A 21,088-nucleotide genomic window follows, 5' to 3' on the forward strand; every position below is an offset into this window, starting at 1 on the left:
AGTATGGCCCTGCCGGAGCAGGGGTACCAAATTGGACGGAATCAATCTTCACGATCCCCTCTTCGCCACCTATGTCGTTGCCGCCAGCTTGATCATCCTCAAGGCCGTGGCGATGTCGTGGCTCACCGTAGTCCGGATGGTGAGGGCCCAAGGCGGCTACCGTTCGCCGGAGGACATCAAGAAGACACCACTGAATCCCGCACCCGATCCGGCGCAGCTTCTTCCCAACGAAGATGTGGAGCGGATCCGCCGGATCCAGATGAACGATCTCGAGAGCCTGCCGTATTTCCTGGTCGCGGGCTTTCTTTATGTTCTCACAAAGCCGTCGCTGCTTCTCGCGCAATGCCTGCTCTACGGCTACGTTGCCTCACGCCTGCTGCATTTTCTCGCCTATCTCACCGGGCAAATTCACGACATTCGCGCAATGCTGTGGACCGTAGGCTCGGTCATCCTGGTCTTCATGACCGTGCGCACGCTGCTCGTTGCACTCGGCGCTTGAGGCTCAGTCGGGCACGCCGGCTATCTGCTGGGCCGAAAGGTAGCGTTCAAGCGCCTCGTGCTGCTTGAAAAAACGCATGGCGCGCAGATCGCGGATCGTCGTTTTTTGTGCCGCATCGCGAACCCGGGTGACCTCGCGGGCTTCCTCCAGCCGGCCGACCCCGACCAGGTTTGCCGCGAGCATGCGATGCCCGGTGCCGTTACTCGGATTGTGCCGAACCGACTTGCGCGCCCAGGCAACGCCCTCCTCGTACTGCCCGAGGGCAAAGTAGGACGCGGTCAATCCCGTCATCCACATATGGAGCATGCTGTCCTCGGGGCTGAGGACGAGAGACCGATGCAGGCATGCGAGTGCGTTGGCATAATCGCCTCCCATGCTGTCGATCATTCCGAGTACACCCCATGCGAAGGCCGAACTCGGATTGAGCCTTGCGGCTTCGCTGGCGTGAATGCGCCCCTGATCGTTGTCGCCGGCGGGCCCAAACAGCGTGAAGCCATAGACAGCGTGGGCGAAAGCGTCCCCACTATCCTGCTCGACGGCGCGGCGCGCCAGAACGACGGCCTCGGACGCGGCATCCGCAGACATGTTGGCGCCGAGCGGCGGAGCCATCACGAGTCCCCAAGCCAGCGCCGCCAGCGTCGCCGTTCGCTCCTGATCGAGGCTCAGAGACCGCCGAAGCAGATCGATGGCCTTGACGATGCCTTCGCGGGTGCCGCCCCATAAGTGGTGAAGGCCGCGCAAATACAGATCATAGGCCGAAAGATCAGTTGGCGGCTTGCGGCGTGCGCGTTCGATCTCGGCGCTACGAACGGCGGGATCGACGACCGCGGCAACACTGCTGCTGACGTCGTCCTGCAGGTCGAAGATGTCGACCAGGGGGCGGTCGTAGCGATTGGACCAGACCTGGGCCTCGCTTCCGGTATGAGTGAGCTCGGCCGAGACGCGAATGCGGTTGCCCGCCTTGCGAATATGACCGCTCAGGACGTATTGCGCACCGAGTTGCTGCGCAATCTGCCGGCTGGTCATTCCCTTGTCCCGAAGGGCAAAGCTCGATCCAGCCGCGATCACCACCAGCTCACGAAAGCGCGATAGAGCGGTGATGATGTCTGCAGTGACGCCATCGGCGAAGTAGTCCTGTTCGGCGTCACCACCCATATTGCGGAACGGAAGCACCGCCACGGAGGGCCTGTCGTTGCCTATCACGTGCTCCGCCTGGTGCGAAAGGTCTGCCGTCGCCTCCGCTGCCGGCAGAACGATCTTCTGCTCCTGGACCTTGCGCAACTCCGCAGCCAGGGCGGTGGTCGCCGCATCGGGCACGGTGCCGAGCTCTTGCTTCAGCAAGGCAACGACGGCCTGATAATATTTGAGTGCCTCGGCGTTGCGGCCGGCCGCGGACAACGCGCGCATGATCAGGCGGTGCGCATCCTCGCGCATGCTGTTGAGTGCATTGGCACGCTGGCCGGCGAGCAGAGCATCGCCGGCACGTCCGTCGGACAGTTCCTGCTCGCCGAGCGCCACCATCGCGCCGACAGCCAGCTCCGATAACCGCTCGCGTTCGCCGGCCAGCCACTCGCTCCAGCCCTCAGCGTTGACCGCGATGTCATCGACGAGGCGCCCGCGATAGAGATCTGCCGCCGCGGTCAGCGCGTCACGGCTGCCCTTTCTGACAAGCCGCTCGAATTGCGGCACATCGCAGGTGATCACAACGGCATTCAACGAAATGAATTCGCCGTCACTCCTGAGAGCACTCTGACCAAGAACTTGACGTAGCTTGAACAGCGCCTGTCGCAGGTTTTGTTTCGCTTGCGCTTCGAAGTGCGATCCCCACAGCAAGGTCGAGAGTTTTTCGCGGTGCTGAGGCTGAGGTGCCGTGCAGGCCAGATAGGCCAGCAATCCCGCGAGCTTCTTGTTCGGCAAGCTGACGGCGCCGTCCGGTCCGATCAGTTCAAAACGTCCAAGAAGTGCGAGAGTAAAATTTGGGCTGGGCGCGGGTACAGTTTCGGTCATTCCGCCTCGAAAATAAGCAGATGCGCTCACGGATATACATCCTACACGAATTGCCGCCTTAGCGAACAATATTAACGCTGCAGTGACGGCCGAGTGACGCCGGCGACGACGACAGTGGGTTCAGATCGCATCGCGACGAGATGCCGGTTGGTTGATCGACGCGGAGCAATTTCATCCGGAAGTCAGCGTGCGCGCGCATCACCTCATCATGATCGTCGTTGGCTTGTTCGTGGTCCTCGCCGGATTCGACGCAGCGTTGACGACCTTTGCACACCCGACACTCAGGGCCGCTTCGCAGTCGGCGCCGCCCGTCGCACCGCTTCTTTTCGGAGGCGACTGATCGCACGCCGGCATCACAACAGCCATCAAACAGGAGGTCGCATTGACCGACATCGCACAGCAGGGAAAACAATCGCAGAGGTTTCTCGCGTCCGACCAAGAACAGCGATTGGTTTCGATGTGGAGACTTGGAGTGGTCGCCTTCTATGGCTCGCTCCTGGCGCTGGTGATTGCCTTCGCGGCAATGAGCAAGGCGCCCCGAGAGCGCCAAGCCAACCTCGCCTCCGACGATTTCGTTACCCTCTACATTTCGAACCCGCCGGCGCCGTAGGCGATCGGGACGAGCAACAGCAAAGCATATGAGGACAATCGTGAACAATCACAACCGTGCTGCGTCTCCAATTCGTGCCAGATCTCCAGCATCGCACGACAGAAAGCGAACAGGCGGCGAGACGCGCCTGATGATCCTCGTTCTGCTGGGATTCGGCCTCGTTCACGTGATCGGCGCGATCCTCATTCAGCGCGCGTCGACCGAGCGAGGTGATCCGCCCCTGATCCTCGCTTCGCACACCGACTGACGGCCGCCACATGCAGCCGGGTCATGGGATCTGAAAACCAGGAGGCAACATGCCAGCAATCATGCGCACGATTTCCCGCACGGTCCTCTCGGTCATCGGTGCCGAATTGGCGAAGCACGCCCTCTTGTTGTGCGCAGCATGCGCCTTTGTGTTCGCGCTCTCACGAACCTACGGCCTGGATTTGAGCGCCGGATTCTTCTGACGTTCGCAATGGCGGCCGACATGACTGAAATCTGAAGACGCATCGTCGTCGATGCGCAAGTCCTGAGGAGCTGATATGTACGTTGGCCGGATATTGTCCACGCTTGGCGGACAAGGACCCATGCTCCTGGTGATCTCGCTTTGCGCTGGGCTGGTGATCACTCCCTTCGCTCGTCTCGGCTACGATCTTTTGCCTTTTTCGGCATTTCTTCTGACGCTGGGCTCGTTTCTTACGGCGGGTCTTGCCCCCTCTGAAGCCAGCATTCGTCCGCTCCTGATGGGCGTGGTGCTTGCCTGGGTTGGCCTGGTGCTGCCATTCGCTGCTGCGATTCTGCTGTCCTTTGCTCCGCTTGATCCTGCGCTGCGGGCCGGCATTCTGCTTTCACTGCTGGCGCCGCCGGTCGGAAGCGCCGCTGCGATCGCCGGAATGCTCGGTTTGCGACCACGTCTCGCACTGCTCGTTTCCATCGCACTGACCTTGCTCACGCCGATCTCGATTCCGAGTTTTGCCACGGTGCTCGGACTTGGAATTGCATTCGACATGGGCGGGCTGGCGATCCGGCTCTTCAGCATTATCGGCGCTGCAGGCCTGGTGGCCTTCTTAGCCATGAGGTTTCGTCGTCATGTGATTCCCGTTCTGCCCGATCAAAGCGCCGCCACCGGGATCGCCCTTGTCGGGCTCATGATCGTGGGGCTTGCCACCTCGCAAGGCATACGGGCGCAATGGACCAGCAACGCCCTGCGTTTCGACGTGATGCTCGCCGCGGCGATCGTGTTCAATTTCGGTCTGTGCGTCCTCGCTGCCATGACGTTCGCGAGACTGGGGTGGCAAACCGCCGGTACCATCGGTCTCGTGAGCGGAAACCGCAACGTCACGCTCGTGTGGGCAGCGGCGAGCTTCGGTCTGCCGTCGCTGGCGGAAGGTTATGTCGCTGCGTGCGTCATCCCGGTCCTCGCGCTTCCCCTCATTATCAAGCTTTGTCTCAGACTACCTTCCTTCAGCCGCTTCATCCCACAAAACCGGTGACCCAAAGAGTGCACGCCTGACCTGCTGCTCAAACAAAAGGGCACGGCGCTTGCGGCGCCGTGCCCTTTGCAGTCCTGTCGTCTGTCTCAGCTATAAATTTCGAACAGTCCCGCGCCGCCCTGGCCGCCGCCGATGCACATCGTCACGACGCCCCATTTGGCTTTGCGGCGCTTGCCTTCCTGGAGGATGTGGCCGGTGAGACGCGCGCCGGTCATGCCGAAGGGATGGCCGATCGCGATCGAGCCGCCGTTGACGTTGTACTTGGCGGGATCGATGCCGAGCTTGTCGCGCGAATAGAGGCACTGGCTGGCGAAGGCTTCGTTGAGCTCCCAGAGATCGATGTCGTCGATCTTCAGGCCATGACGCTTCAACAACTTCGGCACGGCAAAGATCGGGCCGATGCCCATCTCGTCCGGCTCGCAGCCCGCCGCCGCCCAGGCGACGAAGCGGCCCATGGGATTGAGGCCGCGCTTCTCCGCGTCCTTGGCTTCCATCAGCACCACGGCCGCGGCACCGTCCGACAATTGGCTGGCATTGCCGGCGGTGACGAACTTGCCGGGGCCCCTGACGGGCTCGAGCTTGGCGAGACCTTCCAGCGTGGTCTCGGGCCGGTTGCACTCGTCGCGATCGACGACGTAGTCGACGATCGACTCGGCCTTGGTTGCCTTGTCGACCACTTTCATCTTGGTCTTCATCGGGACGATCTCGTCCTTGAACTTGCCCGCCTGCTGCGCGGAGGCCATGCGGCGCTGCGACTCCAGCGAATATTCGTCCTGATATTCACGGCTGAGATTGTAACGCTCGGCGACGATATCGGCGGTGTCGATCATCGCCATGAAGATCGCCGGCGCCGTCTTGAGCAGCTCGGGATCGATCGATTCCTTCGGCGTGGCGCCGCCCGGCATCGAGATGCTCTCGACGCCGCCTGCGACGATGCAGTCGGAACCGTCCGAGCGGATCGAGTTGGCGGCCATCGCAATGGTCTGGAGACCGGACGAGCAGAACCGGTTCACCGAGACGCCCCCGGTCGATTTCGGCATTCCTGCCAGCAGCGCGGCCTGGCGGCCGATGTTCGGCGCGCCATGGGCGCAATTGCCGAGATAGCAATCCTCGACATAGTCCTTCTCGACGCCGGCGCGCTCGACCGCGTGCTTGATGGCGTGGGCCGCGAGCGACATCGGCGGGGTGATGTTGAACCCGCCGCGGCCGGATTTCGCGAGGCCCGTGCGTGCATAGGAAACGATGACGGCTTCACGCATTGTTTTCTCCCTTTTCGAACGATTTTGAACGGAGCGTCGATCGACGACTTCTCGGCGCCATTGGTACACAATGTCCGGCGGTCGCGGGAGAAATAAAAAACGCCGCCCTCGCAAAAGGGCGGCGTTGTTCCGCGGGTCGGAATATGTCGGCGGATCAGAACGTCAGCGCCTTGACCTGCTTGACCTGCGGCAGGGCCTGCACCTTGGCGAGCAGATCGGCCGGCACCGCGCCGTCGACCTCGATCAGCGCGATGGCATCGGAGCCCGGCGCGACGCGGCCGAGATGGAAGGTCGCGATGTTGATCTTGGCATCGCCGAGCAGGCTCGCGAACTTGCCGATGAAACCCGGCTTGTCCTCGTTGGTCACGTAGATCATCGACTTGCCGAATTCGGCGTCGACGCGGATGCCCTTGATGTCAACGAGCCGCGGCTTGCCGTCGGCATAGACCGTGCCCGAGACCGACCGCTCCTGCCGCTCGGTGGTGACGGTGACGGTGATCAGGCTTTCATAGTCGCTCTGGGCGGCGCGGACGATCTCGTCCACCACCATGCCGCGCTCCTTGGCGACGACGGGCGCGGAGACGACGTTGACCTCGCCCAGCATCGGCCGCAGCAGGCCCGACAGCACGGCGGAGGTGATCGCCTTGATCTTCATCTCGGCGACGTGGCCTTCATAGGTGATCTCCACCTTGAGGATGCCGCTCTCGGTGAGCTGTCCCGCGAACGAGCCGAGCTTTTCGGCGAGCGCGATGAACGGCTTCAGCTTCGGCGCCTCTTCCGCCGTGATCGAGGGGAAGTTGACGGCATTCGAGATCGCGCCGGTGAGCAGGTAATCCGACATCTGCTCGGCGACCTGGAGCGCGACGTTCTCCTGCGCTTCGGTGGTGGACGCGCCGAGATGCGGCGTGCAGATCACGTTGGGATGACCGAACAGCACGTTCGCGGTGGCGGGCTCCTCGACGAAGACGTCGAATGCTGCGCCTGCGATGTGCTTGGAATTCAAGGCGTCGACCACGGCCTGCTCGTCGACGAGGCCGCCGCGGGCGCAGTTGATCAGGCGCACGCCCTTCTTCATCTTGGCGATCGCGGCCGCGTCGATGATGTTCTTGGTCTTCTCGGTCAGCGGGGTGTGCAGCGTGATGAAGTCGGCGCGCTTGAAGAGGTCGTCGAGCTCGACCTTCTCGACGCCGATGTCCCTGGCGCGCTCCGGCGACAGGAACGGATCGAACGCGATCACCTTCATGCGCAGGCCGAGCGCGCGGTCGGCGACGATCGAGCCGATGTTGCCGCAGCCGACGACGCCGAGCACCTTGCCGGTGATCTCGACGCCCATGAAGCGGTTCTTCTCCCATTTGCCGGCCTGGGTCGAAGCGTCCGCCTGCGGAATCTCGCGCGCCAGCGCCAGCATCAGGGTGATGGCGTGCTCGGCGGTCGTGATCGAATTGCCGAACGGCGTGTTCATCACGATGATGCCCTTGGCCGTGGCGGCGGGAATCTCGACATTGTCGACGCCGATGCCGGCGCGGCCGATCACCTTGAGATTGGTCGCCTTCTCGAGGATCTTCGCGGTCGCCTTGGTCGCCGAGCGGATCGCGAGGCCGTCGTAATTGCCGATGATCTCGGCGAGCTTGTCCTTGTCCTTGCCGAGGTTGGGCTGGAAGTCGACCTCGACGCCGCGGTCTTTGAATATCTGCACGGCGGCCGGAGAGAGCGCGTCGGAAATGAGAACTTTGGGTTTGGTCATGGGAATGTGTCCTCTGCCTTCCTCAAGGGAAGGGCCTTAGACCGGATTGGGTGAATGTCTCGGAGCACTTCTCCCTCTCCCCGTTCTTACGGGGAGAGGCGAAGAAAGAAACTTACGCCGCCTTGGCGAGCGTGGCCTTGGTCTCGGCGAAGGCCCAATCGATCCACTGGGTCAGCAGCGCGACATCGCTGGCCTCGACGGTGGCGCCGCACCAGATGCGCAGGCCGGCGGGCGCATCGCGGTAGTAGGCGAAGTCGTAGCCCGCGCCTTCCTTCTCAACCAGCGCCACCAGCTTCTTCGAGAAGTCGGCCTGCGCGTCCTCGGAGAGCGAGGTGATCGCGGGATCGGTGAACTTCAGGCACACCGAAGTGTTGGAGCGGATCGCGGCGTCCTTGGCGAGGAAGTCGATCCAGGGCGTCTTCGCCTTCCAGTCGGCGAGCACCTTGGTGTTGGCGTCGGCGCGCGCGATCAGCGCCTTCAGGCCGCCGATCGATTTGGCCCAGTTCAGCGCGTCGAGATAATCCTCGACGCAGAGCATCGACGGCGTGTTGATGGTCTCGCCGACGAAAATGCCTTCGTTGATCTTGCCGCCCTTGGTCATGCGGAAAATCTTCGGCAGCGGCCAGGCCGGCTTGTAGGTTTCGAGCCGCTCCACCGCGCGGGGCGACAGGATCAGCATGCCGTGCGCGGCTTCGCCGCCGAGCGCCTTCTGCCAGGAGAAGGTGACGACGTCGAGCTTGGCCCAGTCGAGCGGTTGCGCGAACGCGGCCGAGGTGGCGTCGCAGATGGTCAGGCCTTCGCGGGTCGCGCTGATCCAGTCGGCGTTCGGCACGCGCACGCCCGAGGTGGTGCCGTTCCAGGTGAAGACGACGTCGGACTTCGGATCGACCTTGGAGAGGTCGGGGATCTCACCGTAAGCCGCGTTGAGCTTGGTGACGTCCTTGAGCTTCAATTCCTTGAGGATGTCGCTGACCCAGCCCTCGCCGAAGGATTCCCAGGCGAGCGTGGTGACGGGCCGCGCCCCCAGCATCGACCACAGCGCCATCTCGACCGCGCCGGTATCGGAGGCCGGCACGATGCCGATGCGATAATCGGCGGGCACTTCGAGCACTTCGCGCGTCAAATCGATCGCGAGCTTGAGCTTGGTCTTGCCGACCTTCGCGCGATGCGAACGGCCGAGCGCTGCGTCCTTGAGATTTTGGGCATTCCATCCGGGGCGCTTGGCGCAGGGGCCGGAGGAAAAATGCGGCACGTTCGGCCGCGAAGCGGGCTTCGCTACAGTCATCGTCTACCCTTCCAGATAGTAAGCCTCCCGTTGGGGGGAGGTGTCCCGCCGCGGCTGATACGGGAATCGGGAAGACCAGTCAAGGAAGTTCCGGGGCCTCACGCGCGAGTGATGGCGCTTCCGGTGCGATTTTGGGGGATTCGACGGCGGCAAGCGCGTTCAACAAGTCCGTGGCTTCGCTGATCAATTGCGCCGCGCGGCGGCGGCTGCCGACTTTCAAAATGCATTTGTCATTGGCCTGCACAACGTAGTCGTTGCCGACCTTGATCATCGAATAGCTTGTCATCGAAATCCCCGAACCGATCGAGCCCGGTTTCGACGTCCCGTAGCACCGTTCGTTCCCTCACCAACGTGAACGCCGTGACGGTGGTTTATCAGCTCTTAATATGAACGTACGCGCGATCCGATTTCGCTGATCGCGCAAGGCTCATAGCGTGCTGCGTCAAAAGCGGACAGTCATGCCGACGTGACTCGCCGTGAACCCAAGCCGCTTGTAGAAGCGCTGCGCATCCGTTCGCGTCTGATGCGTCAGCAGTTCGACCAGATTGCAGCCGCGCGCTTTCGCTTCCGTCACCGCCCATTGCACCAATTGCTCGCCGATGCCGCGGCTGCGGCAATCGGAAGCAACGCGGACGTCTTCGAGCAAACCGCGCAGGCCGCCTTGCGAGCTGAGACCCGGCAGGATCGCGAGCTGCAGGCAGCCGACCACCCTGCCCTCGCTCTCGGCAACCACGAGCTGGAGATTTTGATCGCGCTCGACCCGCACGAATGCCTCGTAATAGGACGCAGGCAACGGGTCTTCCACGCGCTCGCGTGCGCTGCCGAGATGATCGTCGGCGAGCATCGCCACGATCGCAGCAACATCTTCGCGGCGCGCGGGACGAATGGAGACAGATTCGGCGTTCATTAAGTTACTCCTGCCTCAGCGCCCCTAACGCACCTTGGGAAGCCCGAGAGAGGTCTCGGCTTCGCCGATCCAGCGGCGGATGGCGGCATAACGACCGAGATCGAAGCCGCCTTCATGCGCGACGCGCGTATAGGCAAGCAGCGAGACGTCGGCAAGCGAAACGTCATCACCGGCGAAGAAGCGGTTTGCCGCCAGATGCTGCTCCATGCGATCGAGCGCCGCATAGCCGCGTTTGACCTTTTCAGGATCGAGCTCGGAGGCGTCCTTGCCGAGATAGACGAGCTGGAAGCGGCACACCGCGATGTAGGGCTCGTGGCTGTATTGTTCCCAGAACAGCCATTCGTCCATCTTGGCGGCGGTGAAGGCATCGCGCGGAATGAGCGCGCTGTCGCGCGCGAGATAGCGGATGATGGCATTGGATTGCGCCAGCGTGCGGCCGTCGTCGAAAGCGACGGTGGGCACCTGGCCGGCACCGTTCATCTCGAGGAATTGCGGCGTGCGGCTTTCGCCCTTGCGGGTGTCGATCTCGATCCACTGGTAGGGCAGCGCGAGCTTGTCGCAGAGCCACTTCACCTTCAGACAATTGCCGGAATTGCTATCGCCGTAGATCCGCATCGCTGCCCCCCGCTTCTGGAGACAGAGCAGCAGGACTGACCGGGCCTGTCAATTGCCCCGGCGCGCAGGATCAGAACTTGTAGCCGAGGCCAGCACGGACGGTGTTGATGCTGGTGTCAACTGCGGAAGAGAAGCGGATGTATTCGTACTCCGCACGCATGAACAAGCCACCGACCAGATTGACATCGACACCAAGGCCGGCGGTGTAGCCGTAGATTAGGTGATTATGCTGGGCGTTGGTCGAGCTCAACGGCTGTAGCGCCGTGTAAGTCCCCAGCTGGGTCGTGCTCACGCGATCCTGCACATGGGCCGTCTGCACGATGTCGGCATTGCCGAGCGCGGCACCCGCGAACATGTACGGCAGGAAACATCCCCAGGCGTAACCAGCGCGACCGCGAAACGTCCCCATGTCGCTGATGCTGATCGACGATGTGGAGGTCGCCGTGACGTCATGGAAGTTGCCGTCAGACAGCGCAACGGGGCTGACGCGTCGCTCGCTAGCCGACGCCATTCCGCCGAACTTGCCGTGCAACCAACTCACTTCGAGACCCATCACGACGTCGTCCCACTGCGCGTTGTACCCGACGAAGGCACCGTAGCCGGTCGTGCGCTGCGAAGCCTTGCCGAGCCCGAGATTCCACTGCGAGACGCCCATTTCCGCCTCGATCAACGTGTCGGCCAGCAATGAAGCCATCATGTTTTTGGTCGAGCCGTTGAAGTTCTCGTCGGACGAACCATAGCCGGCCTGGGCGCCGATATAGCTGCCTTGCCAGTTGACGTTGGACTTGCTCAGACCGTCGGTGAAGCTGCCGCGCAGGATGGGAAGATCGGAGAGATCAGCCGCGTGCGCGGCAGACACCGTCCCTAACATCGCCGCCGCCAACATCAGCCTACGCATTGCAACGCTCCATCGAACTCGAACTTTCACTGATGATCATGGCTCGTTAACCTTAACCAATGGTTGCGCCGGAGGCTTTCATCGCCGCGCGGCATGAAAAATACGCAAAACAAAACGGCGCGGGATGATCCCGCGCCGTTAAGATGTCTTAAGCGATGAGGCTTGCGATCAGCCCTTGGTGACGAGCGGCGGCATGTAGGCCGGCGTCGGGCTGTTCAGCTCCCAGCGCACGCCGAGCTTGACGTCGTGCGAGGTGATCTCCTTGACCTTGATCGAGGTCGGGCCGGAGGCGCTGTTGTCGAACAAGCGGTAGTTGCCGGGCGCGCCGTCGCCGAGGTTCATGTAGCTGTAGGCCAGTTCGACGGTGAAGCCGGGATTGACCTTGTAAGCGAGACCCGCATGTGCGGCGTACGCCAAGTTCCACTTTCCGTTGTCGGCGAAGTAGGCGACGCTGTTGGACAGCACGCCGCCGCTGTACGACACGCCGTCATCGCGGAAGCCGCTGATCTTGTTGTAGGAGCCGCCGACACCGGCACCGATGAACGGCGTGATGCACCACCAGGTGCCGAGATCGACATAGGCGTTGGCCATCACGACCCACTCGGACTTGCTGCCGGTGTAGTTGTTGACGCCGACGAAGCCGGGTCCAACGACGTTGTCGCTGCCGTGCAGATTGGCTTTGCCTCGGTACTGGCCGATCACATCCGTGCGGAACCAGTTATTGAAGCGGTAGCCAACGCCGAGATCGAACAGCGGCGAGGAGTCGAAGCCGAGCCCCTCCGTCGTCTTCGAATACCCAGCCGGCAGGGCGCCGTCGATGCGCTTGGCGCTCTGGTTGGTCATGCCGACGTCGCCGCGGAGATACCAGCCGCCGAAGTCGGCGGGCGGAGCCGGGGGCGCGTACATCGGAGGGGGCGCCGCGATCGGCATGTCGGCGGCGAACGCCATCGAGGAGATCAGGGTTGCCGCACCCGCGGCAAGGAGAGACTTAACGCTACGCATTGGCTTCGTCCTTTTGGCCGGTGAGGCAATACGGCGCCTCACGTTCTGGAAACTCACGGCCCGGACGATGCCAGCAAATGTTTAAGCGCCACTTAACCCTAATTTTTAAGGTTGATTTTTTCTAACCGCGCACGCGCATGCGGCGCGAGCGTTGCAAAAATGCAGCGCAAATGCGACGCCGTCGCCGCATGTCCTAACGATGTATGAAGCCGCGCTGCAGCAAGACAGGATATGTTAACGCGCGTGCCGCGGCAGCTTGGGCAGGAACACCGCAAGCAGGCCGATCGCCGGGAGGTAAGCGCAGACCTGGTAGACGAATTCGATCGAGGTGTGGTCGGCGAGCTTGCCGAGCACGGCGGCGCCAAGGCCGCCGATGCCGAACGCGACACCGAAGAACACGCCGGAGATCATGCCGAAGCGATGCGGCACCAGCTCCTGCGCGAACACGATGATCGACGACGTCGTCGAGGAGATGATCAGGCCGATGATCACGGACAGCACCGCGCTCGCATAGAGCCCGGCATAGGGCAGCGCCAGCGTGAACGGCAGCGCCCCCAGGATCGAGATCCAGATCACGATCTTGCGGCCGAAGCGATCGCCCAGGGGACCGCCGAGAAAAGCCCCGACCGCGTTCGCCGCGAGGAAAATAAAGAGATACATCTGCGCGGCTTGCGTCGACACGCCGAACCGGTCGATCAGATAGAAGATGTAGTAGCTCGACAGGCTCGAGACGTAGAGCTGTTTCGAGAACAGCAGCGCGACCAGCACGAGGAGCGCAACGACGACGCGACGCGAGCTCGGCGCGTCGGGATGGGCTTGAGCCACCGCGGTCTTCTTCGCCTTGATCTGCGGTTCGTACCAGCGGCCGATGCGCCAGAGGATGAGGATCGCGAGGAAGGCGATCGAGGAGAACCAGGCGATGCTGCCCTGCCCGAACGGCACGACGATGAGCGCGGCGAGCACCGGTCCCATCGAGGTGCCAAAACTGCCGCCGAGCTGGAACACCGATTGCGCAAAACCGTAGCGGCCGCCGGAGGCGAGCCGCGCGATGCGCGCCGATTCCGGGTGAAACACCGCCGAGCCGAGACCGACCAGCGCGGCGGCGACGAGGATGACGAGATATTGGTGGGCGGCACTGAGCAGCAACAGACCGAAGAAGGTCGAGGCCATGCCGATCGACAGCGAATAGGGCTGCGCCTTCTTGTCGGTGTAGTGGCCGACCACCGGCTGGAGCAGCGAGGCCGTGAACTGGAAGGCCAGCGTGATCATGCCGATCTGCGCGAAGTCGAGCGCATAGGTGTCCTTCAGGATCGGATACACCGAGGCGATCAGCGACTGCATGGTGTCGTTGAGGAAGTGCGAGAAGCTGATGCCGGCAAGCACGACATAGGCCGGCCCTGCGGCCTTGGCTGTTTGTGCCACGTCGCTGACGATGACGGGCTCGGTCAGCGCTTCCTCTGAGACGACGACTGGCTTGTTCAATGGATCGATCCAGACGCGGCACATTGCCGCGACAAGCTAGTTACGCTGCGCGCGGCGACCGATCCACCGCCAATCGTCGATGGCTGGGATGCGCTTCGCTCCATCCCTTGCGGGAGTTCGTAGCGTAGCGCCTCAGGCCGCGGCCTGCCCGAGCGCCGAGACGATGGTATCGACGACGTCCTCGACCAGGATGCGATCCTCGCCCTCGCCCATGACGCGGATCACCGGCTCGGTGCCGGAGGAGCGGATCAGCAGGCGGCCGTGGCCGTTGAGCCGCTGCTCGCCGTCGGAGATCGCCGATTTGACGTCGGAATTGTCGAGCGGCTTGCCGCCCTTGTGACGGACGTTCTTCAGGATCTGCGGCAGCGGATCGAAACGGTGGCAGACTTCCGACACCGGCCGGCGCAGCTTCTGCACCACGGCAAGCACCTGCAATGCGGCAACGAAGCCGTCGCCGGTGGTGGCGTAGTCGGACAGGATGATGTGGCCGGACTGCTCGCCGCCGAGATTGTAGCCGCCGTTCAGCATCTGCTCGAGCACGTAGCGATCGCCGACCGGCGTGCGCACGAGATCGAGGCCCTGCGCATTGAGGAAGCGCTCGAGCCCGAGGTTCGACATCACGGTGGCGACGATGCCCGATCGCGACAGCCGGCCGTCTTCCTTCCAGCTCTGCGCGATCACCGCGAGCAGCTGGTCGCCGTCAACGATGTGGCCGCGCTCGTCGACCAGGATGACGCGATCGGCGTCGCCGTCGAGCGCAATGCCGATGTCGGCGCGCATCTCGCGGACCTTCTTCGACAGCGCTTCCGGCGAGGTGGAGCCGCATTCCTTGTTGATGTTGAAGCCGTCGGGCTCGACCCCGATCGGAATCACGTCGGCGCCCAGCTCCCACAGCGCTTCCGGCACCACCTTGTAGGCGGCGCCATTGGCGCAATCGACCACGACACGCAGGCCGTCGAGCGACAGATCGCGCGGCAGCGTGCGCTTGGCGAATTCGATGTAGCGGTCATGCACGCCGTCGATGCGGCGGGCGCGGCCGAGACTGGCGCTCTGGGCGAGACGCTTGTCGATGGGCTCGTCGAGCAGCTGCTCGATCTGCTTCTCAACGTCGTCGGAGAGCTTGAAGCCTTGCGGGCCGAACAGCTTGATGCCGTTGTCCTCGAACAGATTGTGCGAAGCGGAGATCATCACGCCGAGATCGGCGCGCATCGACTTGGTCAGCATCGCGACCGCCGGCGTCGGCATCGGGCCGACCAGCAGCACGTCCATCCCAACCGAGGTGAAGCCCGCGACCATCGCGTATTCGATCATGTAGCCGGACAGGCGGGTGTCCTTGCCGATCACGACCCTGTGGCGGTGGTCACCGCGCTGAAACGCCAGGCCTGCGGCCTGGCCGACCTTGAGCGCGAGCTCCGGCGTGATCAGTCCGTTGGCGCGGCCCCGGATCCCGTCCGTCCCGAAATATTTGCGGCTCATCTCGTCCCCCACGCGACAACCAGGGACCACCAATACAACCTGCGGGTGCCTTGGCGGGACCCGCATCCCTGATTTGCTGAGGTCTTATAAAGCCATCGCGGCTAACTTGGCTTCAAAAAATATGATGAATCATTACGGAACCGGGCAGGCCCCGGCGCTGATAACGTCTTGTTAACATTATATTTCCAGCGAGGACGCCGGAACAGGGTGGAACCCGCGCCTAGCCCGAGCGCTTCACATGGCCGTCCCCGCGGCTCGGCGCCGGCTGGGTGACATTGACGGGATCGGAGCCCGGAAAGGTCTCTTCCAGACCTTCTTCCAGCGCTTCCTCGAGATCATGCTTCTCCTTGATCTCCTCCGGCGTCGATCCGGTGTGCGGCCTGGTCATGGCGCCCTCCTCTCCACAAAGGATTTGCAAACGATTTGGCTGTGCATCCAACCATGCTAGATGACCCCTCGATCTTCCGATGCAAGACTCATCCGCTACTTCGATGCAGACTCTTCCGATACAAGACGGGCCGGGGAAACGTTCATGAAGCACATCACCTGTATCGACGATCTTCGCACACTGCATCAGCGCCGCGTGCCGAAGGCGTTTTTCGATTATTGCGACCGCGGCTCTTACGCCGAGGAAACGCTGCGCGCCAACCGCGAAGACATGCAGGCGATCAAGTTCCGCCAGCGCATTCTGGTCGACGTCTCCAAGCGCGACACCGCGACCACGATCCTCGGCGAGCCCTCGACCATGCCGCTGATGCTCGCGCCTGTGGGCCTGCTCGGCATGCAGCATGGCGACGGCGAGATCCATGCCTGCCGCGCCGCGCAAGCCGCCGGTATCCCGTTCACGCAGTCGACGATGTCGATCTGCTCGATCGAGGACATCGCGGCCAGTGTCGAGAAGCCGTTCTGGTTCCAGCTTTACGTGATGAAGGACCGCGGCTTCATCAAGGAATTGATCCAGCGCGCGATCGCCGCGAAATGTTCCGCGCTGGTGCTGACCGTCGATCTTCAGGTCATCGGACAACGCCACGCCGACATCAAGAACGGCATGACGGTGCCGCCGGAATGGTCGCTCTCGAAGCTGTTGGATTTCGCCAGCAAGCCCACCTGGGTCTCCGGCGTGCTGCAAGGCAAGCGCCGTACCTTCGGTAACATCGCCGGCCATGTGAAGAACACCGGGGACCTTAATCGCCTCGCGGAGTGGACGGCGTCGCAGTTCGATACGTCCCTGAATTGGAAAGACGTCGAGTGGGTCCGTAGCATCTGGCCGGGCAAGCTGATCATCAAGGGCATTCTGGACGTCGAGGACGCCGAGGAAGCCGCCAAGACCGGCGCGCAGGCGCTCGTCGTATCGAACCATGGCGGCCGTCAGCTCGACGGCGCGCCGTCATCGATCGAGGTGCTGCCCGAGATCGCCGAGGCGGTCGGTGACAGGATGGAAATCATGTTCGACGGCGGCATTCGCTCCGGCCAGGACGTCATGCGCGCGCTCGCGCTCGGCGCAAAGTCCTGCATGATCGGCCGCGCCTACGCCTATGGCCTCGGCGCCGGCGGCCAGGCCGGCGTCGCCAAGGCGATCGACATCATTCAGAAGGAGCTGCTCACCACCATGGGCCTGTGCGGCGTCAATAGGGTCGACGAGATCGACGAGCATATTATCGCGATGTGAGCCGCAGCGGCAGTGCCGTAGGGTGGGCAAAGCGAAGCGTGCCCACCAATTCGCAAAATCGCAGGAAAGTGGTGGGCACGGCGCTTCGCGCCTTTGCCCACCCTACGATTTCAGCGTTCGCCCTCACATCGGCGGCGTCACCCCGTCGCGGCCGACATTGACGCGGTTGGCTTCCAGCGAACCATCGTCCTTCTTCACCGCACCGAAAATGATCAGCTTGGCGCCGGGCTTGAGCTCGGATTTGTCGCTGGCCACGAAGGTGACGATCGGCGTGTCCGGGGGCACCACGACTTTCTTCTCACCGTCCTTGTACTTGACCGTGATGTTCTGGCCGTCGGTGCCCTTCACCGTCTGCGCAACGGTGGCGTTGGTCATGGTCGAGTTGGCGCGCGCGTCCCAGGGACGAAAACCTTCGGCCGCGCCGCGCTGGTTTTCGGGGAAGATATGCACCGCGATCGCCTTCTGGGTGCCGTCGGGCTCCGGCAGGCCGGTGACGCCGATATAGGAGCCGTCCTTGATCTCCGACAGCGACGTCTTCACCACCGCAAAGACGGCGACGTTGTCGGTCATGCGTACCTTCACGTCGCTGCCTTCGCGGGTCTTGATGCCGAGCGTGTTGCCGTCGACGCTCTCGATGGTGCCGCGGATACGCACCGTCGGCGTCTGCTGCGCCAGGGCAGATGACGTGACGATGCAGGCGGCGAATGCGGCGACGCCGAGGCGTGATATCCAGCTTCTCTTCGACATTTGTTATTCTCCATTTACATCGGCGGCGTCAGGCCGTCGCGGCCGACGCTGACGCGGTTGGTTTCGAACGAGCCGTCCGGCAGCTGCTTCATGAAGGCGATCACCTTGGCGCCGGCCTTCAGATCGGATTTGTCGCCGGGCACGAAGGTCACCACCGGCGTATTGTCGGCGACGAACACCTTCTTCTCGCCGTCCTTGTACTTGACCAGCAGCGTGTGGCCGTCACTGCCGACGACGCTCTCCGACACGGTCGCATTGGTCATGCTGGAGTTGGGCTTGAGGTCATAGGGGCGCGAGCCCTCGCCGGTGCCGCGCATGCTCTCCGGAAACACGTGGACCTCAACCGCGTTCGCGCCGCCGTCCGGTCCCGGCACGGTGGTGGCGCCGACGAAGGAGCCGGGCTTGATGTCGGCAAGTGAAATCCTGGTAATGCCCGCCACGTTCACGTCGGAGGCGATGTGCAGCTTGACGTCCTCGCCGCTGCGCGCCTTGACCTGCATCGTGTCACCATTGACGCTTTCGATCGTGCCGCGCACGCGCGTCGGCACCGGCGCCCTTTGCGCAAGTGCCGAGAGGGTCGAGACGGCCACCATCGCGACGGCGATGAGCGGACGTGTGAAAGTTGCACGTTGAACAGACATGATGGTCTCCGATTGTCCTTATCGCCCTTACGGACATAGAACTCCGGAGGTTACGCGCTATTCTCTCAAGTCTTTGTGAGATCGGCCTCGACCAGCGCGCGCAGCTCGGCCGTGACCTGCGGCCGCTGGCCGAACCACAGCTCGAAGCCGCGGACTGCCTGATGTAGCAGCATGCCGAGGCCGTCGGCGGTCTTCAGCCCGCGCGCCTGTGCGGCCGCGAGCAGCGGCGTCACCAGCGGGACATAGACGAGATCGGCGACCACGGCGCCATCCGGCAGGCGCGCCACGTCAAGGTCGAGTGAAGGCTGGCCGTGCATGCCGAGCGAGGTCGTGTTCACGAGAAGGTTTGCACGCGGCAGAATGTCGTGGATGCTGTCCCACGCAACAGGATGCACGTTCGGCCCGAACTGCCGTGCAAGCATCTCGGCCCGGGCGATGGTGCGATTGGCGAGATGGACGCAGCTGATGCCGCGTTCGAGCAACCCGAACACGATGGCGCGCGCCGAGCCGCCGGCGCCCAGCACCAGCGCCTCGCTGGCTGCGTCCCAGCCGGGCGCGCTGGCATCGAGATTGTTGATAAAGCCCTCGACGTCGGTGTTGGTCGAGCGCAGCTCGCCGTCCGCAAACCACAGCGTGTTGGCCGCACCGACCGCCTGCGCGCGGGCATCGGGCGTCGAGAGCTCAAGCACGCCCTCCTTGTGCGGGATGGTGACGTTGGCGCCGACGAAGCCGCGCAGCGACAGCCGCAGCACGAAGTCGCGCAAATTGTCGGGTGGAACCGCCTCGATGACATAGCCGCCCTCGATCCCGAGCGTGCGCAGCCAGTAACGATGGATCAGCGGCGAGCGCGAATGCGCGGCCGGCCATCCGATCAGACAGGCTGCGGGAGCCTTGGTCACGGTCGTCCTCCCCTGGGGTCGTTTCGGAGGCGATCCATTTCGCGTCCCGCAGGCCCTGTCAAGCGCGCGGGCCGTCTCGGGAAAGGCTCGACGTCAGGTCGTGCCCGCGTCGTCGCCCGCGGGCTGGGCCGCGCCGCCCTTGATGTCGGCGACCGCACGCGCGATGGTCTCGCGATAGCGGGCGCGCGGCGGCGTGACCCCATGGGTGAGCAGCGCGCGACGCACCGTTGGCGACGCCCCCGTGATGAACAACCGGATGCCCTGGCGGTGCGCCTTGGCGGCGACGCGGCCGAGCACGTTGGCCGCAGTCGAATCCAGGAACGGCACCGCGGCGAAATCGACCACGAATCCCTTGCGCTTGTCGGCGATGCCGTCGAGCACGCTGCCGATCGCAGAGGCCGCGCCGAAGAAGAACGCGCCGGTGATGCGATAGACCAGCACATCACGATCGACCGCGAGCGCGGGGTCGTAAGGCACCCGCTCGCCATTTTCGTCGTCGGGACGATCGGCGGCCACCATCGGCGAACGTTCCTCGATGCCGGTCATTTCCGCCATGCGATGGATGAACAGCACCGCGCCGAGCGCGAAGCCGACCAGAATGCCTTCGGTCAGATCGCGGAAGATGGTGAGCAGGAAGGTTGCGAGCAGCACGACGGCATCGCCCCATGACGAGCGCAGGAGCGTCGCGAATTCGTGCTTCTCCGCCATGGTCCAGGCCACCACGACGAGCACGGCGGCAAGCGCGGCCAGCGGGATGTAGCTTGCGAGCGGCGCTGCGATCAGCATGAACAGCAGCAGGAAGACCGAATGCAGCATGCCCGCGAGCGGCCCCCGCGCGCCGGCGCGGATGTTGGTCGCGGTGCGCGCGATCAGCCCGGTGACGCAGATGCCGCCGAACAGCGCCGCGCCGACATTGGCGGCGCCTTGCGCCACCAGCTCGCAATTGGAGCGGTGACGGCGTCCGGTCATGCCGTCGGCCACCACCGCCGACAGCAGCGATTCGATGGCGGCGAGCAGCGCGAAGGAGATCGCATCGGGCAGCACGGCGGTCGCCTTCGCGAGCGAGAATGCAGGCAAGGCCGGCGAGGGCAGTTCGCGCGGAATGCCACCGAAGCGCGAGCCGACGCTCTCGACCGGCAGCGACAGCACGGCACATGCGACCGCCGCGAGCACGACCGCAATCAGGATGCCCGGCCAGGACGGCAGCCAACGTCGCAGGCCGGCGATGATGGCAATGCTGACGATCGCGACCGCGACGGCCGACGGATTGACGGTATGCAAGCCCCCGGCAAGCGCGACGAGTTTCGGAACGAATTCGCTCGGCTCCTTCGCGAGGAGCGTGATCCCGCCGAGATCGCGCAGCTGGCTCGCGAAGATGATGACGGCGATGCCGGCCGTGAAGCCGACCGTCACCGGATACGGAATGAACTTGATATAGGTGCCGATCCGCAGGAAGCCCGCAGCGATCAGGAACAGGCCCGCCATCAGCGTGGCCAGGATCACGCCGTCGACCCCGTGACGGTCGGCGGTCGCCGCAACCAGCACGATGAAGGCGCCGGCAGGACCGCCGATCTGGAACCGGCTGCCGCCGAGCAGTGAGGCAATGAAGCCGCCGACAACAGCGGTGTAGAGTCCGCGGTCCGGCGTCACGCCCGAGGCGATCGCGATCGCCATCGACAGCGGCAACGCGACGATCGCGACCGTGAGGCCCGCGAACACATCGGCGCGGAAATCCGATAGGCCATAGCCCTCGCGCCATACGGTGACGAGCTTTGGCAGATAGAGTTCGGTAAAGGTCGGCCGACGAAGCTGGTGCAGCTTGCCTGCGTGTTCGCCTGTGATGCTCATTTCAGCAAAATGCTCCGCTGCCCAC

At 63.6% G+C, this 21,088-nt stretch carries 22 protein-coding genes; 6 read left to right on the top strand and 16 right to left on the bottom strand.

Annotated elements, in window-relative coordinates:
* Positions 1–31: 31 nt before the first annotated feature.
* Positions 32–499 carry an MAPEG family protein gene (locus AC0L3U_RS04630; protein WP_026232558.1) on the top strand — a complete coding sequence of 156 codons (468 nt, stop codon included), beginning with the start codon at positions 32–34 and terminating at the stop codon, positions 497–499.
* A 3-nt stretch (positions 500–502) separates the two neighbouring features.
* Here AC0L3U_RS04630 and AC0L3U_RS04635 read toward each other — a convergent pair whose 3' ends face one another.
* A complete protein-coding gene (locus AC0L3U_RS04635; RefSeq protein WP_473360866.1) occupies positions 503–2,506 on the bottom strand; it encodes a BTAD domain-containing putative transcriptional regulator in 2,004 nt (667 codons plus the stop codon).
* 151 nt (positions 2,507–2,657) lie between these two features.
* Between AC0L3U_RS04635 and AC0L3U_RS04640 the strand changes: the two genes are divergently transcribed.
* The 4 genes from AC0L3U_RS04640 (at position 2,658) to AC0L3U_RS04655 (ending at position 4,591) form a co-directional block, all read left to right on the top strand.
* Positions 2,658–2,846, top strand: a complete 189-nt coding sequence (locus AC0L3U_RS04640) for a hypothetical protein (RefSeq protein WP_018453567.1) — start codon at positions 2,658–2,660, stop codon at positions 2,844–2,846.
* Between the two features lie 42 nt (positions 2,847–2,888).
* Positions 2,889–3,116 carry a hypothetical protein gene (locus AC0L3U_RS04645; RefSeq protein ID WP_473360867.1) on the top strand — a complete coding sequence of 76 codons (228 nt, stop codon included), beginning with the start codon at positions 2,889–2,891 and terminating at the stop codon, positions 3,114–3,116.
* 296 nt (positions 3,117–3,412) lie between these two features.
* Positions 3,413–3,565, top strand: a complete 153-nt coding sequence (locus AC0L3U_RS04650; protein WP_473360868.1) for a hypothetical protein — start codon at positions 3,413–3,415, stop codon at positions 3,563–3,565.
* 120 nt (positions 3,566–3,685) lie between these two features.
* Positions 3,686–4,591, top strand: a complete 906-nt coding sequence (locus AC0L3U_RS04655) for a hypothetical protein (RefSeq protein ID WP_473360869.1) — start codon at positions 3,686–3,688, stop codon at positions 4,589–4,591.
* Between the two features lie 86 nt (positions 4,592–4,677).
* Here AC0L3U_RS04655 and AC0L3U_RS04660 read toward each other — a convergent pair whose 3' ends face one another.
* From AC0L3U_RS04660 to AC0L3U_RS04710, 11 genes are all read right to left on the bottom strand, one after another.
* Complete coding sequence (locus AC0L3U_RS04660) at positions 4,678–5,850, bottom strand: thiolase family protein (RefSeq protein ID WP_473360870.1); 1,173 nt, start codon at positions 5,848–5,850, stop codon at positions 4,678–4,680.
* 154 nt (positions 5,851–6,004) lie between these two features.
* On the bottom strand, positions 6,005–7,594 hold the full coding sequence (gene serA, locus AC0L3U_RS04665; protein ID WP_027565337.1) for a phosphoglycerate dehydrogenase: 1,590 nt from the start codon (positions 7,592–7,594) through the stop codon (positions 6,005–6,007).
* A gap of 112 nt (positions 7,595–7,706) precedes the next feature.
* A complete protein-coding gene (locus tag AC0L3U_RS04670) occupies positions 7,707–8,879 on the bottom strand; it encodes a phosphoserine transaminase (protein WP_473360871.1) in 1,173 nt (390 codons plus the stop codon).
* A 79-nt stretch (positions 8,880–8,958) separates the two neighbouring features.
* Positions 8,959–9,165 carry a hypothetical protein gene (locus AC0L3U_RS04675; protein WP_007614735.1) on the bottom strand — a complete coding sequence of 69 codons (207 nt, stop codon included), beginning with the start codon at positions 9,163–9,165 and terminating at the stop codon, positions 8,959–8,961.
* A 156-nt stretch (positions 9,166–9,321) separates the two neighbouring features.
* Positions 9,322–9,786, bottom strand: a complete 465-nt coding sequence (locus tag AC0L3U_RS04680) for a GNAT family N-acetyltransferase (RefSeq protein ID WP_473360872.1) — start codon at positions 9,784–9,786, stop codon at positions 9,322–9,324.
* A 24-nt stretch (positions 9,787–9,810) separates the two neighbouring features.
* Entirely contained in the window at positions 9,811–10,401 is a 591-nt protein-coding gene (locus AC0L3U_RS04685; RefSeq protein WP_473360873.1) for a glutathione S-transferase family protein, read from the bottom strand.
* 70 nt (positions 10,402–10,471) lie between these two features.
* Positions 10,472–11,299, bottom strand: a complete 828-nt coding sequence (locus tag AC0L3U_RS04690; protein ID WP_456767792.1) for an outer membrane protein — start codon at positions 11,297–11,299, stop codon at positions 10,472–10,474.
* A 168-nt stretch (positions 11,300–11,467) separates the two neighbouring features.
* Positions 11,468–12,301: an outer membrane protein gene (locus AC0L3U_RS04695; RefSeq protein ID WP_456767791.1), complete on the bottom strand. Its 834-nt coding sequence runs from the start codon at positions 12,299–12,301 to the stop codon at positions 11,468–11,470.
* A gap of 234 nt (positions 12,302–12,535) precedes the next feature.
* On the bottom strand, positions 12,536–13,783 hold the full coding sequence (locus AC0L3U_RS04700) for an MFS transporter (protein WP_473360874.1): 1,248 nt from the start codon (positions 13,781–13,783) through the stop codon (positions 12,536–12,538).
* A gap of 132 nt (positions 13,784–13,915) precedes the next feature.
* Complete coding sequence (gene glmM / locus AC0L3U_RS04705; protein WP_027565344.1) at positions 13,916–15,259, bottom strand: phosphoglucosamine mutase; 1,344 nt, start codon at positions 15,257–15,259, stop codon at positions 13,916–13,918.
* Positions 15,260–15,479: 220 nt separating this feature from the next.
* Positions 15,480–15,647 carry a hypothetical protein gene (locus AC0L3U_RS04710; RefSeq protein ID WP_473360875.1) on the bottom strand — a complete coding sequence of 56 codons (168 nt, stop codon included), beginning with the start codon at positions 15,645–15,647 and terminating at the stop codon, positions 15,480–15,482.
* Between the two features lie 144 nt (positions 15,648–15,791).
* On the opposite strand from AC0L3U_RS04710, the gene AC0L3U_RS04715 reads away from it, so the two are divergent.
* Positions 15,792–16,928, top strand: coding sequence for an alpha-hydroxy acid oxidase (locus AC0L3U_RS04715; RefSeq protein WP_473360876.1), 1,137 nt, complete (start codon positions 15,792–15,794; stop codon positions 16,926–16,928).
* 123 nt (positions 16,929–17,051) lie between these two features.
* Here AC0L3U_RS04715 and AC0L3U_RS04720 read toward each other — a convergent pair whose 3' ends face one another.
* From AC0L3U_RS04720 to AC0L3U_RS04735, 4 genes are all read right to left on the bottom strand, one after another.
* A complete protein-coding gene (locus tag AC0L3U_RS04720) occupies positions 17,052–17,675 on the bottom strand; it encodes a single stranded DNA-binding domain-containing protein (RefSeq protein ID WP_473360877.1) in 624 nt (207 codons plus the stop codon).
* Between the two features lie 14 nt (positions 17,676–17,689).
* A complete protein-coding gene (locus AC0L3U_RS04725; RefSeq protein WP_473360878.1) occupies positions 17,690–18,316 on the bottom strand; it encodes a hypothetical protein in 627 nt (208 codons plus the stop codon).
* A 65-nt stretch (positions 18,317–18,381) separates the two neighbouring features.
* Complete coding sequence (locus tag AC0L3U_RS04730; RefSeq protein WP_473360879.1) at positions 18,382–19,215, bottom strand: shikimate dehydrogenase; 834 nt, start codon at positions 19,213–19,215, stop codon at positions 18,382–18,384.
* Between the two features lie 93 nt (positions 19,216–19,308).
* On the bottom strand, positions 19,309–21,063 hold the full coding sequence (locus tag AC0L3U_RS04735; protein ID WP_473360880.1) for a SulP family inorganic anion transporter: 1,755 nt from the start codon (positions 21,061–21,063) through the stop codon (positions 19,309–19,311).
* Positions 21,064–21,088 lie beyond the last annotated feature (25 nt).

The organism is Bradyrhizobium sp. Kon69, assembly GCF_055807515.1.

What these genes read in the sequence shown, in the direction of transcription:
- AC0L3U_RS04720 (WP_473360877.1), bottom strand. Translation starts at nt 17,675, where the DNA reads ATGTCGAAGAGAAGCTGGATATCACGCCTCGGCGTCGCCGCATTCGCC.
- AC0L3U_RS04675 (WP_007614735.1), bottom strand. Translation starts at nt 9,165, where the DNA reads ATGACAAGCTATTCGATGATCAAGGTCGGCAACGACTACGTTGTGCAG.
- AC0L3U_RS04635 (WP_473360866.1), bottom strand. Translation starts at nt 2,506, where the DNA reads ATGACCGAAACTGTACCCGCGCCCAGCCCAAATTTTACTCTCGCACTT.
- AC0L3U_RS04735 (WP_473360880.1), bottom strand. Translation starts at nt 21,063, where the DNA reads ATGAGCATCACAGGCGAACACGCAGGCAAGCTGCACCAGCTTCGTCGG.
- AC0L3U_RS04695 (WP_456767791.1), bottom strand. Translation starts at nt 12,301, where the DNA reads ATGCGTAGCGTTAAGTCTCTCCTTGCCGCGGGTGCGGCAACCCTGATC.
- AC0L3U_RS04655 (WP_473360869.1), top strand. Translation starts at nt 3,686, where the DNA reads ATGCTCCTGGTGATCTCGCTTTGCGCTGGGCTGGTGATCACTCCCTTC.
- serA (WP_027565337.1), bottom strand. Translation starts at nt 7,594, where the DNA reads ATGACCAAACCCAAAGTTCTCATTTCCGACGCGCTCTCTCCGGCCGCC.
- AC0L3U_RS04710 (WP_473360875.1), bottom strand. Translation starts at nt 15,647, where the DNA reads ATGACCAGGCCGCACACCGGATCGACGCCGGAGGAGATCAAGGAGAAG.
- AC0L3U_RS04680 (WP_473360872.1), bottom strand. Translation starts at nt 9,786, where the DNA reads ATGAACGCCGAATCTGTCTCCATTCGTCCCGCGCGCCGCGAAGATGTT.
- AC0L3U_RS04650 (WP_473360868.1), top strand. Translation starts at nt 3,413, where the DNA reads ATGCCAGCAATCATGCGCACGATTTCCCGCACGGTCCTCTCGGTCATC.
- AC0L3U_RS04715 (WP_473360876.1), top strand. Translation starts at nt 15,792, where the DNA reads ATGAAGCACATCACCTGTATCGACGATCTTCGCACACTGCATCAGCGC.
- AC0L3U_RS04670 (WP_473360871.1), bottom strand. Translation starts at nt 8,879, where the DNA reads ATGACTGTAGCGAAGCCCGCTTCGCGGCCGAACGTGCCGCATTTTTCC.
- AC0L3U_RS04725 (WP_473360878.1), bottom strand. Translation starts at nt 18,316, where the DNA reads ATGTCTGTTCAACGTGCAACTTTCACACGTCCGCTCATCGCCGTCGCG.
- AC0L3U_RS04690 (WP_456767792.1), bottom strand. Translation starts at nt 11,299, where the DNA reads ATGCGTAGGCTGATGTTGGCGGCGGCGATGTTAGGGACGGTGTCTGCC.
- AC0L3U_RS04660 (WP_473360870.1), bottom strand. Translation starts at nt 5,850, where the DNA reads ATGCGTGAAGCCGTCATCGTTTCCTATGCACGCACGGGCCTCGCGAAA.
- AC0L3U_RS04685 (WP_473360873.1), bottom strand. Translation starts at nt 10,401, where the DNA reads ATGCGGATCTACGGCGATAGCAATTCCGGCAATTGTCTGAAGGTGAAG.
- glmM (WP_027565344.1), bottom strand. Translation starts at nt 15,259, where the DNA reads ATGAGCCGCAAATATTTCGGGACGGACGGGATCCGGGGCCGCGCCAAC.